17 protein-coding genes are annotated in these 15,996 nt (G+C 66.8%); 3 read left to right on the forward strand and 14 right to left on the reverse strand.

Annotation, left to right across the window (positions count from 1 at the left end):
* Window positions 1-3: 3 nt before the first annotated feature.
* The 14 genes from cpaB to N2652_04010 form a co-directional block, all read right to left on the reverse strand.
* The gene (gene cpaB, locus N2652_03945; protein MCX7818349.1) at window positions 4-807 is read right to left on the reverse strand and encodes a Flp pilus assembly protein CpaB; all 804 of its coding nucleotides are present in this window, start codon (window positions 805-807) and stop codon (window positions 4-6) included.
* Between the two features lie 90 nt (window positions 808-897).
* Window positions 898-2,241: a chromosomal replication initiator protein DnaA gene (gene dnaA / locus N2652_03950; protein ID MCX7818350.1), complete on the reverse strand. Its 1,344-nt coding sequence runs from the start codon at window positions 2,239-2,241 to the stop codon at window positions 898-900.
* 351 nt (window positions 2,242-2,592) lie between these two features.
* Complete coding sequence (gene murA / locus N2652_03955) at window positions 2,593-3,885, reverse strand: UDP-N-acetylglucosamine 1-carboxyvinyltransferase (protein ID MCX7818351.1); 1,293 nt, start codon at window positions 3,883-3,885, stop codon at window positions 2,593-2,595.
* Between the two features lie 76 nt (window positions 3,886-3,961).
* Window positions 3,962-5,245, reverse strand: a complete 1,284-nt coding sequence (locus N2652_03960; protein ID MCX7818352.1) for a terpene cyclase/mutase family protein — start codon at window positions 5,243-5,245, stop codon at window positions 3,962-3,964.
* The gene (locus N2652_03965; protein MCX7818353.1) at window positions 5,242-6,552 is read right to left on the reverse strand and encodes a YihY family inner membrane protein; all 1,311 of its coding nucleotides are present in this window, start codon (window positions 6,550-6,552) and stop codon (window positions 5,242-5,244) included. Before N2652_03965 ends, N2652_03960 begins: the two co-directional genes overlap by 4 nt.
* Window positions 6,549-7,934, reverse strand: a complete 1,386-nt coding sequence (locus tag N2652_03970; protein ID MCX7818354.1) for a hypothetical protein — start codon at window positions 7,932-7,934, stop codon at window positions 6,549-6,551. Before N2652_03970 ends, N2652_03965 begins: the two co-directional genes overlap by 4 nt.
* On the reverse strand, window positions 7,934-9,397 hold the full coding sequence (locus tag N2652_03975) for an MBOAT family protein (protein MCX7818355.1): 1,464 nt from the start codon (window positions 9,395-9,397) through the stop codon (window positions 7,934-7,936). The genes N2652_03970 and N2652_03975 overlap by 1 nt, the downstream gene beginning before the upstream one ends.
* Window positions 9,398-9,409: 12 nt before the next feature.
* Entirely contained in the window at window positions 9,410-10,816 is a 1,407-nt protein-coding gene (locus N2652_03980) for a hypothetical protein (GenBank protein MCX7818356.1), read from the reverse strand.
* Window positions 10,813-11,190, reverse strand: coding sequence for a Rid family detoxifying hydrolase (locus N2652_03985; GenBank protein ID MCX7818357.1), 378 nt, complete (start codon window positions 11,188-11,190; stop codon window positions 10,813-10,815). Before N2652_03985 ends, N2652_03980 begins: the two co-directional genes overlap by 4 nt.
* 52 nt (window positions 11,191-11,242) lie before the next feature.
* Entirely contained in the window at window positions 11,243-11,995 is a 753-nt protein-coding gene (locus tag N2652_03990; GenBank protein ID MCX7818358.1) for a PHP domain-containing protein, read from the reverse strand.
* Window positions 11,992-12,339: a hypothetical protein gene (locus N2652_03995; GenBank protein MCX7818359.1), complete on the reverse strand. Its 348-nt coding sequence runs from the start codon at window positions 12,337-12,339 to the stop codon at window positions 11,992-11,994. The genes N2652_03990 and N2652_03995 overlap by 4 nt, the downstream gene beginning before the upstream one ends.
* Entirely contained in the window at window positions 12,336-13,280 is a 945-nt protein-coding gene (locus N2652_04000) for a CBS domain-containing protein (GenBank protein ID MCX7818360.1), read from the reverse strand. Before N2652_04000 ends, N2652_03995 begins: the two co-directional genes overlap by 4 nt.
* A 25-nt stretch (window positions 13,281-13,305) precedes the next feature.
* Window positions 13,306-13,644 (reverse strand): PucR family transcriptional regulator ligand-binding domain-containing protein, encoded by a 339-nt coding sequence (locus N2652_04005; GenBank protein MCX7818361.1) that lies wholly within the window; start codon window positions 13,642-13,644, stop codon window positions 13,306-13,308.
* Complete coding sequence (locus N2652_04010; GenBank protein ID MCX7818362.1) at window positions 13,641-14,282, reverse strand: redox-sensing transcriptional repressor Rex; 642 nt, start codon at window positions 14,280-14,282, stop codon at window positions 13,641-13,643. The genes N2652_04005 and N2652_04010 overlap by 4 nt, the downstream gene beginning before the upstream one ends.
* Window positions 14,283-14,485: 203 nt before the next feature.
* Here N2652_04010 and N2652_04015 point away from each other — a divergent pair, with 203 nt between their 5' ends.
* Genes N2652_04015 through N2652_04025 form a run of 3 tightly spaced genes read left to right on the forward strand, consistent with a single transcriptional unit; the run spans window position 14,486 to window position 15,992 of the window.
* Complete coding sequence (locus tag N2652_04015) at window positions 14,486-14,989, forward strand: NAD(P)H-dependent oxidoreductase subunit E (GenBank protein ID MCX7818363.1); 504 nt, start codon at window positions 14,486-14,488, stop codon at window positions 14,987-14,989.
* On the forward strand, window positions 14,986-15,591 hold the full coding sequence (locus N2652_04020; protein MCX7818364.1) for an ATP-binding protein: 606 nt from the start codon (window positions 14,986-14,988) through the stop codon (window positions 15,589-15,591). Before N2652_04015 ends, N2652_04020 begins: the two co-directional genes overlap by 4 nt.
* Window positions 15,579-15,992 (forward strand): (2Fe-2S) ferredoxin domain-containing protein, encoded by a 414-nt coding sequence (locus tag N2652_04025; GenBank protein ID MCX7818365.1) that lies wholly within the window; start codon window positions 15,579-15,581, stop codon window positions 15,990-15,992. Before N2652_04020 ends, N2652_04025 begins: the two co-directional genes overlap by 13 nt.
* Window positions 15,993-15,996: the final 4 nt, after the last annotated feature.

The raw sequence follows: 15,996 nt of genomic DNA on the forward strand, positions 1-15,996 counted from the left end.
CGCTCACTCCTGCTTGTGCCGGATGGTTCGCTGCCGGAAGGTGTTCAGCTCCGGCAGCTTGGACTCGAAGTGCTTGAAGTTCACCGCCGGCAGGTCCTTCTCGAAGCTCACGTCGTCCGGATTTCGCAAGGTGAGGGTGAGCTGTCCCTTCATGTTTTGTGCGAACACGAGCAGTTCCGCCTCACGCGGGGTGACCTCGAGGGTGACGGAGCTGTAGCTAGTGGGGCGACCCTCAAACGCGGATTGGTAACCTCCCTCGGAGCGGGCCAGTCGCGTACCGGTGGCCAGCACCGATACGTCCTGCAGAATCGTCAGCGTGACGGTCTCCATCTGTCCGGGCGTGGTGGCGGAGGGCATCGTGAAGGTGCCGAGAATGTCCACCCGGTCATTGGGCTGCACCAGCCCGCTGACCGCGGCCTCACCAGCGATCGCCAGCGACAACGCCCGCATGCCCGGCTTAATCATCGGCGAAAGACCAAACCGCAGCCGCTCCGGCACGTCCACATGCGACCACAGCAGCGGATCATCGCGCCGCAGCGCAAACTTGAGCTTCTTGCCGAGCACGAGGTTCAGATCTTCCGGCAGCACTGCTTGTGCGCCGACTGCCTGCTTGAACACCGACTTCTTGCCGAGCACGTCCATCGTCAGCACCGCGCCCGCCGGCACGTCCTCGGAGACCGCGATCACCTGGATTTTTTCCGCGCCCGCGTACAGCTTTTCTCGCTCGCCCTCGAGATAGCGGTGTGTCATCACGAACGCGAAGAGGCCGATCAGCGCGGCGATGGCCAGAACCACCTTTTGTTTCATGGGCTCGATCCGGTGGCCGCGCGGTTCTTCGCCCGGCCACCTGCATTATCGGCATTTGCGAGCTCGCCACAAGCGCGCCGCGGTCCCGGCTCAATCGGCCCCGAGCCGACGGCGCAGCGTCGCGATTGTGTCGGCGAGGTTCGGATCGTGCCGGGCCCGCTCGCTGACCGTGCGGCAGGCGTGCAGCACTGTCGCATGGTTGCGGCCGAAGGCTTCGCCGATCGCCGGCAGTGACTGGCCGGTCAACAGTCGGCACAGATACATCGCGACCTGCCGCGGAACCACCACACTCTGCATGCGGCGCTGGCTGGTCATGTCCGACAGCCGCACATCGTAGTACTGCGCCACGGCCTTCTGGATCGCCTCGATCGTCGGCGGCGCGGACGCGCTGGCCTCGATGTGCCCTCGCAGGACGCGCGTCGCCATTTCGACCGACGGCGTCTGGTGGTGGAGTGCCGCATACGCCCACACGCTCTTCAGCGCGCCCTCCATCGTGCGGATATTGCTGCGCACGTGTTCGGCGATGAACAGGATCACCTCGTCCGGCACCGCCGCGCGCATCAGTTCCGCTTTGCGACGCAGAATCGCGACGCGCGTCTCCACGTCCGGCGGCTCGATCTGGGTGGTCACGCCCCACGCAAAACGGGAGACGAGCCGTTTGTCCAGTCCCTGGATCTCCGCGGGTGCGCGGTCGCAGGTCAGCACGATCTGACGGCCGCGGGTATGCAGCTCATTGAACATGTGGAAGAACTCTTCCTGCAGACCATCGCGGCCGGCGAGGAAGTGGATGTCGTCTATCAGCAACAGATCCACGCCGCGGTATTTGCGCCGGAAATGCACCATGCGGTTGTACTGCAGCGACTCAATGTACTCGTTCAGGAACGCCTCCGCGGAGGTGTAGCACACGGTGATGGTCCGGGAAGTCTTCAGCGCATAGTGGCCGACAGCCTGCATCAGATGGGTTTTTCCCAGGCCCGAGCCACCGAAGATCAGCAGCGGGTTGTAGGCGCGGCCGGGCGTCTGCGCGACCGCCAGACAGGCCGCGTGCGCAAACGCGTTGGAGGGACCCAGCACGAACGTCTCGAACGTGAAGGCCTCATCGAGCGGAGTGGAGATCGAACCGCGAGGCGCCTGGCGGGCCGGTTCGGCGGCTGGCGGCGGTTTCGGCGCGGCGGGCTCTGGCGCCGGCGAATCCACGCACAGCCGCACCGGCACGTCGCGCGCCGCGACCGCCGTCAGGGCGGTCCGGATCAACGGCAGGTAGTTTTCCTCCAGCCAGCCAACATAGAAATCGCACGGCACCGAGAGCACCAACGTGTCGCCCTCGAGCGCCGTCGCACGGATCACGGCAATCCATCGCTCAAACACCTCCGGCGACACACGGCGCCGAAGTTCCTCGCAGGCCTGCGCCCAGAGCGCTTCGTGCTCTCCCATCACTGCCACCCCCACCGCATCCCGCCATCAATTTTCCACAACAAAAAACCAACAAAACTGCCGTTCCGACGCCACTCCGAAGCGGGTTATTCACAGCTTGTTCACAACCCCGCCGCTTCCGGCCGGACACGCGGCGCGGAGCGTAACGGCGCACGATTTCATCGACAATCCCCGCCGCGCACGACGCGAATCAGTGCGGAGCGAACCCCAAGATGTCGCGTCCTCGGCTCTGGGAGCCCCACATATGGCCACTGCCCGTGCACCATCGGCTCGGGCGCCTCTCCTGCGCGCGTGCGGCGATGCAATGCGGATGGCCTCACGCCGCGTAAAAATGCGCAGAAAACCGAGGTTTCATTCACAGGGGCCATCCGGCTCGCGTCGAATCTGCGCCCCGAGCGCGGCCAGCCGCTCGTCCAGCCGCTCGTAGCCGCGATCGATCACCTCCGCGTTCTCGATCACGCTCTCCCCCCGTGCACAGAGCGCGGCGACGACCATGCTCATCCCCGCCCGGATGTCCGGACTGGGCAGACAACCCCCGTGGAGGCGAGCCGGGCCGGTCACCAGCACACGGTGAGGATCGCACACCACAATGTGCGCCCCCATGTCCATCAGCCGGTCCACAAAATACAAGCGGCTCTCAAACATCTTTTCGAAAAACAGCGTCGCGCCCGCCGCCTGCGTCGCCATCACAATCGCGATGCTGAGCAGGTCCGACGGGAACGCCGGCCATGGACCATCTTCGATTTTGGGAATGGGACCGTGCAGCGCGGGGCGAACGCGAAGCCGCCGAGCGAGCGGTTGGGTGAGCTCTTCGTCCGTTCGACGCCACGTCAGGCCGAAGAGATCGAACGGTCGTCGGCAGACCGCACAAGTGAGCGGATCGGGGGGCGATTCGACGACGAGCGATCCACCGGTCACCGCAGCTGCGGCCAAAAAGCTGCCCATCTCGATGTGGTCGGGCCCGACCGTGGCCTCCGTTCCCCGCAGCCGCTCGACGCCGCGAATGCGGATTCGATGTGTGCCGTCGCCTTCGATCTCGGCGCCCATCGCGCGCAGCATCGCCGCCAGATCACGGACGTGCGGCTCACAGGCGGCGTTATAAAAGGTCGTCTCGGCCGGCGTCAGCGCGGCGACCATCATCGCGTTCTCGGTGGCGGTGACGCTCGCCTCGTCGAACAACACCTCGCCACCGGAGGCAGCTCGCCGGCGAAAGACGTATCGTGCACCCATTTCGATCTCCACGCCGAGCGCCCGCAGCGCCAGAACGTGGGCATCAAGTCGCCGGCGGCCGATCACATCGCCTCCCGGCGGGCCGAGCACCGCACGGCCGCAGCGGGCGGTCATCGGGCCGGCCAGCAGAATGGAGGCCCGAATGCGGCGGCACAGCACTTCGGGGAAGGGACGGCAACGTACCTGTCGTGCCCATAACCGCACCGTGGGTCCGCGTCGCTGCACCTCGACACCGACCGAGTCCAGCAGCTCGAGCATCACCGCGACATCGCGGATGTCCGGCACGTTGTGCAGCACGACCGGCTCGTCGGTCAGCAGCGACGCCGCGAGCATCGGAAGCGCCGCGTTTTTGTTGCCGCTGGGGCGGTACCGGCCCGCGATCGGCCGCCCACCGGTGATTCGAAGCCTGGCCATGGGCGCAGTATACACCGCCCGCCCACCAGCCCGTCGATCAGGGCCGGTGAGAACGTCTGGCGAACGCCGCGGGGTCTCAGCGGGACGATCCCGCCGGCAACGGCCGCCACGCGCCTGTGGCCGGGTCGGTGCCGAGCGCGACCTGCAGCGCAATCAGCGCATACGAGGTGACCAGCACCGGGTCCGACTCCCAGTAGCGGCCAACATCGTTCACCCAGTACCCCAGACCCGTCGCCGGGTCGGTTTTCTGCAAGGCGAGCAAGCGCTGGATCAGTTCCACGCGCCAGTTGAACGGCGGGGCATTCGGCGGGCGAAATACGTCTTGACCATACGCCGCCAGCCCCTTCGCCATCACATTGTACATGTAGAAGAGGCCTTCGCGATCGTCCTGCGTCGCGGTCTTCCCCTCACCCGGCGCGCGCGGGTTGTTCGCATCGAGCGACCAGTTGCGCACAATCCAGTTGACAGTCGCCTCCACGCGGGGATCCGTGCGGTCAACGTCCGCATAAATGTAGCTCAGCAGGCCCGCATACGTCATTCCGCGCATCGAGCGAAACTTCACGACGCCCGCCGCATTCGTGGTGGTGCCGGCGCGCGTCTGCTCGGGGTGGTACACGAAGCCGCCGCGATCTGCGGGATCATCGGTCGCCCAGGGAGCGGGGTTGAAGCGTGCGTCGTTCTGTGTCCGCTGAATGAAGGCGCGCGCGGCCTCCCAGTTCAGATCTGCCCGCGGTCCGCCGTCCCGCCGCAGGTCCTCGGCGGACTCGGTCATGCGCATCGCCTCGTACGCAATATACGAGTTTGAAAGGTCCGCGTAGGGGCGCCCGCTCTCCGCGTCATAACCCATCCCTCCGTAATACACATCGCCGCCGAGGTGCTGCGTGCGCGCGAGATACCGCCGCGCGCGGAGCACAACGGGCGTCGCCCGCGGGTCCCCACTGAGATGCAGCGCGACCATGCTGATGGCAGTGTTGTAGTTGGGCAGCCCGCCCCCTCCGCCCGGCCGGTCCGGCGCGCGGTAGATCGCGCCGTTCTCGTGCGCACAGGAGAGCAGGAAGTCCACTGCGCGCTGCGCCGCGGGCGAGTCCGCCATTCCGGCCTTCGCGAGCGCCCACAGCGGCAATGCGGTGAGCGCGGGATACTGCGCGTTCGACCAGCTCCCCGTCGGGGACTGCTGCGCCAGCAACCATCGCAGCCCGCGGTCGATGGCCGCCCGCGCCTCGCGCTGCAAGGACTCGCTCAATCCCGGCGGATCGCCCCGCACCTCGAGCCGCACCACCGCGCCGCTCTCCACGCCCTCCGCCGCCCCCCCCCAGCTCACCGCCGCGATCAGCAGCCACGTCCTCCACTTGCCCGTCATGGTGTGGTCTCCCGCCGGGTCGACGCCTCGTCGGACCCGGTCATTGCTTTTTCCGCGCGAACCTCAGAACTGGACATCGCCGGCACGCGCTCGTCGAACTGTGCATCCGTGGCACGGAGGCGTTCCGCCAGCTCCCGCAAGAGCGGCAGCGCCAGTTCTGGCTGTTCCCTCAACATCATCTCCCACTGGTCCCGTCGAATCACGACCAGCTCTCCGTCGGTGACCGCCTCGGCGGTCGCGCTGCGCGGCGTATCGAGCAGCATCGCGAGCTCGCCGAAGTAGTCGCCCTCGTGCATGTCGCGCAGCGTCGTGGTGCCGCGGCGCAGCCGCACGGTGCCGCGGCGCAGCACATACATTTCGTCGCCGTGGTCCCCCTCGCGGAACAGCACCTCACCTGCTCCGAACCGCCGCAGGTGGCGCTCCACCAGCGGCGCGGCGCCCTCCGCACCCCGCCCGACCAAAAACAGCTGCAGCAGCGCAACCTCGCGCCGTCGGGCCGCGGCGGTGATTTCCGCGCCGAGCAGCACCGCCGCGAAGGATACGTACACCCAGGTGAGCATTAGGAACACCGCTTTCAGTGAACCGAACGCAAATCCGTAACTGGGATTGTAGCGGAGGAACGCCGCGAAGGCCGGGCGGATCGCCAGCAACAGCACCGCGGAAATGACCGCACCGCACACCAGCTCGCCCCGGCGCAATCGCACCGGCGCGAACACTCGGAACAGCACGCCGAGCGCGCCCAGCGCCAGCGCGAACGAAAAACCCAGCTGCACCGCGGCGGCCGCGACAGACAGGCTCGTCGGCAACCGCCGGGCGAGTGCGCCATAGAGGATCCGCCCGCCGACGAGCAACAAGAACACCGCAATCAGCACCAGCGCGCCCAACACATCCCGCAGCTTCGCCCGCCACAGCGCCACCGGACGATCGGGCTGGAACACGCGCGCCATCGCCCCACGCATCGCAGCCGCAAACGGCGTAATGGACCAAAACAGCGCAAGCAGCCCGACCAGGCTCCAGGTGCGCTGTGCGGCGAGCGTTTCAATCTGGTCCAGCGCCATCGCCCCCAACCCGGCGACCAACGCGTCCGCCGCGCCACGAATTGCCTCGACCGCCACGGGCGAACGCAGAATCCAGCGGCTCGTCACCACCGATACCAACAGCAGCAGCGGTACGAAGGACAAAAACCCGTAGTAGGTCAGTACCGCCGCGGTGTCGCCGTGCCGGTGGCGCGAAAACGCTGCGAACGCCTCGCGAACGACGAGCACCGCGGTGGCCCGACGGCGTCCCGCTCCGCTGCGCGGCGTCACGGCGTGGCACCTCCAGCCGCACGATCGGCCCTCGGCGGCCAGCTCAGAAGCTTCCAGTCGCCCAACGAAAGCTCTCGTTCCGAAAACTGCCAGACGACGACCCGTTTGTTTGCCAGCCGTTCCGGCCGTCGGCGCAATTCGCCGAAGAGCAGGTGGCGGGTCGCGTACGCACCCGCGTCGTTGCGGACCATCCGATCCACCGGCCGCTGGAGCGCGAGCGAGAGATGCTCGGCGAGCCCCGCAGCGGAGCCCCAGCGCATCGAGTCCAGCGAGAAAATGTTCGCGAAACTGTCGCCGAGCAGCAGCACCTCCGCCGTGGGATCGGACGTCCACGGACGGCCATCCGGACTGATCACCTGGCGGATTGCCGCCACTTCCGGGGCAGGCCAGGGAGCAGAGGCGGGCAGATTCAGCATGACCGCCAGATCCCCCCGATTTGTCACCAACGCGGGGCTCGCGCGGTAGGTGGTTGGCGGCACAGCTGGCAGGCGCGGCCGGATACGCTGCGCCAACGCTGCCGCGATCGCCTCCATCGTTTCCGGCCGCCAATGGGTGTCGGTCCGCAAGTAAGGACCGGCGCGCAGGTCGGGGGGGAAGTTTCGCATCACCTCCGCGATGTCCAGAATTTCCACCTGATGCCGTTCGAGCGCGGCACGAAACTGCGGCCAGCTCCGATTACGCAATGGCGGGCTCCCCAACCTCCGGTCGGTGAAACCAGCCGGCCAAGCACCGATCTTCACTGGCACCGGCATCACGATCAGATGGATGCCCCGCGCAGCGAGCTGATCGCGGAACTCGACGATCGCGGCGACAGGGTCGGGCTGCGGCGCGGGCGTCCAGCGATCCCCGCTACGGCGCCGCCGTTCCAACTGCCCAGGGTCGAGGAATCCCGCGCCGGCGAGGTGCTCGAGCTCGGGACCGTAATACAGCACACCGGAGCGGCCGATCAGCGTCGGCTCGTTGCCCGCTCGCAGAAGCCGGCACAGCAGCCACTGCGTCGCCGGTTGCACTCGCTCCCGGAACCACGAGGCTTCCTCCAGTTCGTCCTCATACCGCTGCAGACCGATGCGCAAAACGTGATTGGCCTCCAGCATGCGATTCAACAGCCCGCCCGGCGCCGCGCTCCATGCGATCACTGCATCCGCGATGACCGGCCCAATTCCGGCAATGGTCGGCCAGGGGGACGGGCGCTCCCCGCGCCGGTAGTCGACGAAGTCCCGGGCGATTTCCGCCAGCGGCGCAAGCGCCAGTCCCACCGTCACCACCACCATTGCGACGCGCGCTGCGGCGGGTGAGATCTCCGTGTGGCCGATTTCCGTCAGCGCGAGTTCCTCGCGGGTTGGCCGGCCGGCGGGCTGCGCAGATGGCGGAGGCTGGGTCATCAGAAGATGAAGTAGATGAAGGGATTGTAGGCCTGTGTACTGAGCACCGCGATCGAGGCCAGTGCCAGTCCGAGCGCGACGATCAGCTTCCACGCGGGCAGTCGCCGGGTCCAGTCCCATGTGCTGGGTGCCAGCCATGTCACCAGCGCCGCTGCCGCCCAGGTGCCGGCGTGGAGCGGCGCATAGATCAGCCCGCCGATCGCGCCCGCCGCCGGCCACGTTGGGGTGACGCCGGCCATCGCACGGAACATCGCGAACGCGGCCGACAGGTCCGGCGAGCGAAATAGCACCCACGAACCTAGTACGATCACAAACGTCAGCGCGACGCGCAGCGGCGTGGGCAGCCGGTGATACAGCGGCCGGCGGCCCAGTGCCCGTTCCAGAATCAGCCAGGCGCCGTGATAGGCGCCCCACAGCACGAAGGTCCACGCCGCGCCGTGCCAGAGGCCACCCAGCAGCATCACGATCGCAAGGTTCACTGCGGTGCGCATGGGCCCGCGGCGGTTGCCCCCCAGCGGCACATAGAGGTAGTCGCGCAGCCAGCTGGACAGCGAGATGTGCCACCGACGCCAGAACTCGGTGATCGAGGCGGAGCGGTAGGGTGAATCAAAGTTCTTCGCAAACACAAAGCCGAACATCAAACCGAGGCCGATCGCCATGTCCGAATAGCCGGAAAAATCGAAGTAGATTTGAAACGCGTAGGCGGTGACGCCATACCAGGCGTCGAGCGCGCCCGCGCCTCCCGCGGAGTCGAATACGAGATCCGCGATCTTCCCGCACGGGTTCGCGAGCAATACCTTTTTTGCGAGACCGAGCGCGAAGAACGCGGAGCCCCGCGCGAACTTTTCCACCGATTCGCGTCGGGCGGTGAGCTGCCGCGCGACCTCTGCGAAGCGGATGATCGGACCGGCGACCAGCTGTGGAAACATCGCCACGTAACAGGCGAAGTCCACAAAATTGCGGATCGCGCGCGCGTGGCCGCGATACACGTCGATCGAGTAGGACATCGACTGAAACGTGTAGAAGCTGATGCCCAGCGGCAGCACAACCCGCAGCGAAGTCTCGATCGCAGCGCCGGGCCGGCCCAGCGCGGCGGCAAGGCCGTTCCAGGAATCCACAAGGAAATTGAAGTACTTGAAGAAGCCGAGCAGCGCGAGATTCGAGAGGACGCTGAGGGTCACGCCCAGGCGTTGCAGCCGCGTACGCGGCCCGCCCGGCGTCAGCATCTCCACCGGTCGGCGCCAGGCCGCGGGGCGCCACTGGCCGGAGATCAGAAGCCCGGCGACGTAATCAATCAGTGTCGAAAGCAGCATCAGCAGCCCGAACGCCGGGTTCGACCATCCATAGAACACGTAGCTGACCGCAGTTAGGAAGGCATTGCGCGCGCGGCGCGGCAGCAGGTAGTAGCCGGCCAGCGCCAGCGGCAGGAACACAAACAGAAAAATGTGCGAGCTGAAGACCATTGCCGTGCCGCGTCAGTGCGGCACCTCGATGAACTGTGGACGGCCTTCGTCGGCCATGTCCATCACGATTCGTTCCCCCTCCAGCTCCGGGTGGGCCTCGTAGGGCTCCAACGCAAGTTGCACGGTTTCGCCGAGGCGGCGCCGGGGCGCGACGGGCTTTCGGTCGCGAACGCCCCAGTGGAGCACCAGAATGCGGCCCTGCATCGGGGGGCCCTCGAGTGTTCGCAGCACCTCGTACTCAAACGCAATCAGCGCCCGGTCGTACGGACGAATTTCGGCGGCGGTGGGCGTGCGGGTCAGTGCGACAACGCGCGCCTCGATCACGTGGCGGACGGGGGGCGTCAATGCGGGCGTTTTCGCAGTGCGTTCGGTCTGGACCTGCGGCGGGGGCCGAGCCGCCGTACTCCAGACGTCGGGAAAGTAATCGGCGGTGTCGTTGCGCGTCACCTGCACCCACGCGTCAACACGGTCAAACGCGGCGGCAAACCGGCCAACGAACACCTCCACGCGGGGCCCGCCGAAGTGAATGCGGGTCGGCCCGCTCCCGGCGAGGTACGGACCGGTCAACGCGAACAGATGGGCCGGCCGCCCCCAGCGGGGGTGGTAGACTTCGGCCCCTTGCATGCCCAGGGCCGTGTTCACCGGTACCGTCCAACGGCGGTTGTCGCGCAACGAGCAGATCAGAAGGTTGCGATGCGCGCCATCGAACAACCACATCAGCCGGGAATCGTCCGGCGCCCGGGAGGTCCAGCAGCCGCGCCCGACTCGTTTCATCGCGCCGTCCGGCAACTCGAGCCAGGCAGCGGTCGGCCACGGTGCGAGCGCCGCCGCGCGGGCACCGTCGGCGGTCACCTGAAAATTGTCCACGCTGACCGGAGTCTTCGTCCACACCAGCCGCTCGTCGGACGGCGCATCCAACGGGAACCGGACCGCTGGCGATCCGAGAAACGCCTCCGACTCTAGCGGACCGCGCACCGCAAAGACCCAGAGGCGGCCGTCGGCCGGGTCGCGCCACACGTCGGCCGCGTGCCCGTCGGCCAGATCCCGCACCTCTCCACCGCCAAAGCGGACTGCCATCACCCGACCTCGGGCGTAGTCGGTAAAGACGACCCACTCGCCATCCGGCGAGATCAGCGGCTTGCGGACCGAGCGCGGACCCGGCACGAGCACCCGCTCACCACCGGCCTCCGTGTCGAACGCGATAAGTGAATACCAGGAATTCGTAGCGAACGGATCGCCGCCTTCTCCGCTGACCTGGCGAGACCAGACCAACCGGACCGGTCCACCGGCGAGCGCTCGCAGTTCGGCCGCCGGGTCGCCCGGCGCGGCGCGGGCGAGTGCCAGCCACATCGCCGCAACGACGCCGACCCCCCAAGGCGTCAGCCGACGGTGGCACGCAAATGTGTGGTTTGCAGTCATGCGGAGCGGTGCGCGACCACAGAAATTTCGATTTCCGCATCGCGCGGCAGCCGCGCCGCCTGAATCACTTCGCGCGCCGGCCACGGAGGCCGGAAGAACTCCTCAAACACCGCGTTGAACGCGCCGAAATTCGCCAGATCTTTCAGGAACACCGTCACTTTCACTACGTCGGCCGGCGCCGCGCCCCCGGCTGCCAGTACGGCGCGGACGTTTGCCAGCGCCTGTCGAGCCTGCGCGATGAAGCCGTCGGCGAGCAAACCGCTGCACGGCTCGATTCCGAGCTGCCCGGCCGTCCAGACCCAGCCGCCCGCCACCACGCCCTGCGAATAGGGACCGATCGGCGCGGGCGCCTCGTTGGTGTGAATCGCGGTCATGTGCGCCCTCGTGCCAGGAGACCGCGCCATCGTAACGGCTTGACCGGCGGTGTCACAAGCCGACCCGTGGCGGCAGTCCCGCCGTCGGATCGGCGAGCTGTCGGGCGCGCAGCTCCGCGAACGCCGCGCGGCAGTCCTCTACCCGGCCGGTGGCCAGCGGCAGCTCGGTCCAACCCCGCCCGATCTCCTCGGGGTGATGCGCATCGCTGGTGCGGATCATCGCCCACCGCCCGCGCAGGCCGGCCGGATCCCGGGCACAGTCGTAGCGGTCGCTGACCTCGACGGCGTCGAAGGGTAGCTCCGGCATCCGCCCCAGTTGCGAGAGCACGCTCATGGCGGGACGGTCCACATGGGAGGGAACACACAGTCCGCCCGCGGCGCAAATCGCTTCACAGAGCTCGGTGAGCGGCCAGTCGGTCGCCGCGCCGAGCCAGACCGGCACCAGGGTCTCGATTTCCCCCTCTTCATTCACCACAGGCTGGTCCACCTCGGTCAGACGGCTCACCGGTACGCTCGCCAAGCGGGCGGTGGCCTGCCGGCCAAACTCGACCGTGGCCAACGGATCATCGAACAACGCCAGCACGTGGAGCTCCTCCACCGTCGTGACCTCGACGCCGGTCAGCACCGCGAGCCCGCGCGCGGCGGCCGCCCGGGCACTCGCCGGGGCGTTCAACCCCGCGTTGTGGTCCACCACCGCAATCATCTGCAGACCCGCGACCGCGGCGTGGTACGCGATCTCGCGGGGTGACATGCGAAGATCCCCGCAGGGGGACAGGCACGAGTGAATGTGCAGATCCGCTCTCACCCGGCACGCCTGGTGAGCGCAGCGTGCACGCGCCACGACAGCTCGTACTGGCTCAAGGGCGAGCGAGCGACCGCCACCGACTGCGCACGCGCCGCCTCGATGGTGTCTGGCGGCACCGGGCGGCCGTGGGCGATGAGCACCGCCCGGATTCCGACCGCCGCCGCCACGCCGATCACGGCACGGTGCGTCTGAACGGTGATCCAGACGCTGTCCGCAGGCGCATGGCCCAGCACGTCACTGAGCAGGTCGGAGGTGTACCCGGCGACCACCGGCGCGTGGGGCGCACCCTCCACCAGAACTTCAAGACTCCCCAGCGCCGTCCAGAGGTCCAACACCGTGCTCATCGGGACGCTTCCGGCGGCATCGTCACAGCGGAGACAGGCCAACGGATCAGCGCGCGCACGCGGGTGCCCTCGCCAACCGCGGAGCGAATCGCAAACTCGTCCGCGACTCGCCGGATGTTGCCCAACCCCATGCCGGCGCCGAAGCCCAGTGACCGAACCCAGTCGTTCGCGGTCGAAAAACCATCCTGCATCGCTAGCTCGACGTCCGGGATGCCCGGTCCGTCGTCCGTCGCCGTGATTTCCGCAACACCGTGCTCGATGCGGGCTTCTATCGCACCGCCGTTGGAGTGCACGACGAGGTTCATCTCCATTTCATACGCTGCGATCGCCGCACGGCGAACATGCTCCGGCGGTAATCCGCGCGCGGTGAGCGCCTTTTTGATTTCATGCGCGGCGCGGCCGGCGTTTTCGAAGTCGTATCGTCGCACCGCAAACCGCAGCTGTTCAACGGGTACCGCGCACGGTGCGGGCGCGGGCATTTTCGCTTCCAGCCTCGCATACTCTTTGTACAGCTCAATCAGCAGCGAGGCGCTGATGTCGCGGCTGGTCAAAATCCCACAGAGCCGACCGTCCCGGTCCAACACGGGGAAACGACCGAAGCGGTACTTTTCGAAGTAGGAGGCGCCGAACGACAGCGGCATGTCATCCTCGAGCACGACGACCCGCTCGGTCATGTGCGCGCCAACCGGCTCGTCGAGCTGGCCGTGCTCCATCACGGTGATCACGTCATCCATGCTCACGATGCCGTAGAGTCGATCGCGCTCCGCCACCGGCAGGCCGGTGATGCCGTGACTCTTCATCAGCGCTCGGGCATAGCGCATCGAATCGGTACGGCGAACGGTGATCAGCTCGCGCGTCATCACATCCCGCACTTTCAGCCGGAACAACAGGTCCTGCAGAATCAGCGGAACCTGATCCGCCGGAATGGGCAGCACGGCCATCGGCCGCTCCGCGGCAACCGCGGCGTCAGCCGCCTGTCGCGCGGGCGAGCACCGCGCAGGCCTCAAACATCGGGCGCCGGCATCGCAACAGGGGCATGCCGAGCTCGCGCGCCAGCTCCACCATACCGGCCGGCAGCGGTTTGCCGTTGACCACGATCACCGCCGCGGCTCCCACCAGATCCGCGGTTCTCACGGCCTGATCTGATGCCAGTGCGGTCAGCACCAGATGGCCGGTGCGATCCGCGGTGAGCAGATCGCTCATCAGATCGGTCGCCACGACGCCCGCCAGCACCCGTGCGCGCGCCGCATCCGGTACGTGGATCTCTTCCGCCCCCAGCGCCCGCCGCGCATCGTCCAGCGTCATGGCCGCCCCCGCTCCAGCCCCTGCTCGGCGAACCGCAGCAGACAGAACAGATTCTCCAACTCCAGCGCGATGTTGATATTCTGCACGACCACGTTGTTCTGGCTCTTCAACAGAATCGGCGCGAAGTTCAGGATCCCCCGGATCCCCGCCGCGATCAGCTGTTCGGCCACCTGCGACGCCACCGTCTCCGGCACCGCGAGAATCGCCACCTGGATTTTTTCGCTCTTCACCACATACGGCATCTCGTTGATGTCGCGGATCGGGATCGGAGCGTTCGGATCAATCTTCGAGGGATCCACGTCGAAGCCGGCCACCACCCGGATGCGCTCGCGCGCAAACCCCCGATATCGCATCAGCGCGGTCCCGATCTTTCCGCAGCCAACCACGATCACCCGCTGAACCTCGTCCACCCCCAGAATCCGGTTGAGCTGCGCGATCAGGTCATCCACCTGATACCCGGCCCTCTTCTTCCCCGTCAGCCCGAAGACAGAGAAGTCCTTGCGCACCAAGGCCGGGGATACACCGACCGCGTCCGCCAAATTGTCGGAAAACACCTTCACGAAACCCAGCGAACGGAGCTTCTCCAGTACGTTCTTGTACTTGGTCAGGCGAACAACAACTTCTTTTGTCGCACTCATGCAGCGTTGTGCTCCGGTTATTTAGTACAACATTCTAGCCAATACGACCGCCCATGCAAGTTCAATTGTGAAGATTTTCACATATTCACAGTGCGACGCCCGCAATTACGCGCCACATCCTTCTTGAATGCAAGGCTGTTTCTGCTATCATGAGACGGCATTGGTTTCAGCCGGTAGGCTAAAACCTAGCGAGACATTAGACCATGGACACGCACGAAGAACTGACGGCGCTGCCGGATCGTTCGATCGAACTGCCGGAAGATCTGTCCCGGTACATCGAGGAATGGAAGACCAGACCGGGCAACCTGATTATGGTGCTGCACCGGGTGCAGGAGCACTACGGGTACGTGCCGCGCGATGTCGCGTTTGAAGTGGCTGCCCGCCTCGATGTGCCCCTGGCGAAAATCTACGGCGTGGTGACCTTCTACCACTTCTTCAAGCTGCGCAAGCCCGGACGTCATCAGATCGCGGTGTGCATGGGCACGGCCTGCTACCTCAAGGGGGGCGAGGACCTGATCAAGGAGCTCGAAACCATCCTCGGCATCGGTCTGAACCAGACCACCGCGGATGGCGAGTTTTCGATTGAGGCTGTCCGGTGCATCGGTTGCTGCGGCCTGGCGCCGGTGCTGACGGTGGACGGACAGGTCTACGGCCGGCTGACGAAAGACCAGCTGGCCGACATTGTCGCCAAGCATCGAGGTGGATGATGCATGCGACGCTGGCCGACTGGATGTTAGAACCGGTCTCGAACGCGATCGAGGCCGGCGCTCGGGCGATTCGGGTTCATCTGAGCAAGCGGGGCTCCTGGATCGAAGCAGAGGTTGCCGATGACGGCCCCGGACTCGATCGAGCCCACTGCGACGCGCTGTTTGACCCTTTTGCAGGCGGTGACCCGCGCAAGCATCCCGCTCGCCGGCCCCATCTGGGCCTGCCACTGCTGCACCAGATTGTGCAACAGGCCGGCGGGGAGCTGGCGGTGGAGTCCATGCCCGGTCAGGGCACGCTCGTGCGCTTGGCGTTGGATACACGCCACCCCGACGCGCCGCCGGCCGGTGATTGGGCCGCGGCCATCGCAACGTCACTGGCGATGGCCGCCGAGCGGGGCATCGCGATGCAATGGCTGCACGAGGACAACGGCCGGCTTTGCGTGGCCGACAACCTCGACCTGCTCGGGGCGCCGGCGCCGATCCGGGCGGACCGGCTGCAACGGCTCCGGCACGAGCTGGCGGAAAACATGCCACCGCCGGCCAGGGCGCCGGCCGCGCTTGCGGTTGCCGGCCTTGAGGAGAACAGATCATGGGCAAACTGACACTGGAAGAACTTCGCGCACTGCGGGAACGGGCACAGCAGACGATCGCGCGCCGCCAAAGCGCGGAGGGCGCCACCGGTGAAATTGTGGTCGGCATGGGCACCTGCGGCATCGCAGCCGGCGCGCGGGAAGCACTCGACGCGTTCATCGAGGCGCTGAATCGGCACCAGCGCGGCGACGTGGTCGTGCGCCAGACCGGCTGCATGGGCCTGTGCTACTCCGAACCGACGGTCGAGGTCCGCATCGCCGGCATGCCGCCGACCATCTACGGTCGTGTCACCGCCGAGGTCGCCCGCCGGATCGTCGAGGAGCACATCCTCGCCGGCCGTCTGGTGGACGACCACGTGTATGATCGGCCGGCGCCGGATATCGCGCCGCACCTGCGCAGCTCCGGAAAGTGAGTCC

The sequence above is a fragment of the Kiritimatiellia bacterium genome (assembly GCA_026417735.1).
Classification (GTDB): Bacteria; Verrucomicrobiota; Kiritimatiellia; order PWTM01; family PWTM01; genus CAACVY01.

What these genes read in the sequence shown, in the direction of transcription:
- N2652_03975 (MCX7818355.1), bottom strand. Translation starts at nt 9,397, where the DNA reads ATGGTCTTCAGCTCGCACATTTTTCTGTTTGTGTTCCTGCCGCTGGCG.
- N2652_03970 (MCX7818354.1), bottom strand. Translation starts at nt 7,934, where the DNA reads ATGACCCAGCCTCCGCCATCTGCGCAGCCCGCCGGCCGGCCAACCCGC.
- cpaB (MCX7818349.1), bottom strand. Translation starts at nt 807, where the DNA reads ATGAAACAAAAGGTGGTTCTGGCCATCGCCGCGCTGATCGGCCTCTTC.
- N2652_03980 (MCX7818356.1), bottom strand. Translation starts at nt 10,816, where the DNA reads ATGACTGCAAACCACACATTTGCGTGCCACCGTCGGCTGACGCCTTGG.
- murA (MCX7818351.1), bottom strand. Translation starts at nt 3,885, where the DNA reads ATGGCCAGGCTTCGAATCACCGGTGGGCGGCCGATCGCGGGCCGGTAC.
- N2652_03985 (MCX7818357.1), bottom strand. Translation starts at nt 11,190, where the DNA reads ATGACCGCGATTCACACCAACGAGGCGCCCGCGCCGATCGGTCCCTAT.
- N2652_04020 (MCX7818364.1), top strand. Translation starts at nt 14,986, where the DNA reads ATGATGCATGCGACGCTGGCCGACTGGATGTTAGAACCGGTCTCGAAC.
- N2652_03960 (MCX7818352.1), bottom strand. Translation starts at nt 5,245, where the DNA reads ATGACGGGCAAGTGGAGGACGTGGCTGCTGATCGCGGCGGTGAGCTGG.
- N2652_04015 (MCX7818363.1), top strand. Translation starts at nt 14,486, where the DNA reads ATGGACACGCACGAAGAACTGACGGCGCTGCCGGATCGTTCGATCGAA.
- N2652_03995 (MCX7818359.1), bottom strand. Translation starts at nt 12,339, where the DNA reads ATGAGCACGGTGTTGGACCTCTGGACGGCGCTGGGGAGTCTTGAAGTT.
- N2652_04005 (MCX7818361.1), bottom strand. Translation starts at nt 13,644, where the DNA reads ATGACGCTGGACGATGCGCGGCGGGCGCTGGGGGCGGAAGAGATCCAC.
- N2652_04000 (MCX7818360.1), bottom strand. Translation starts at nt 13,280, where the DNA reads ATGGCCGTGCTGCCCATTCCGGCGGATCAGGTTCCGCTGATTCTGCAG.
- N2652_04010 (MCX7818362.1), bottom strand. Translation starts at nt 14,282, where the DNA reads ATGAGTGCGACAAAAGAAGTTGTTGTTCGCCTGACCAAGTACAAGAAC.
- dnaA (MCX7818350.1), bottom strand. Translation starts at nt 2,241, where the DNA reads ATGGGAGAGCACGAAGCGCTCTGGGCGCAGGCCTGCGAGGAACTTCGG.
- N2652_04025 (MCX7818365.1), top strand. Translation starts at nt 15,579, where the DNA reads ATGGGCAAACTGACACTGGAAGAACTTCGCGCACTGCGGGAACGGGCA.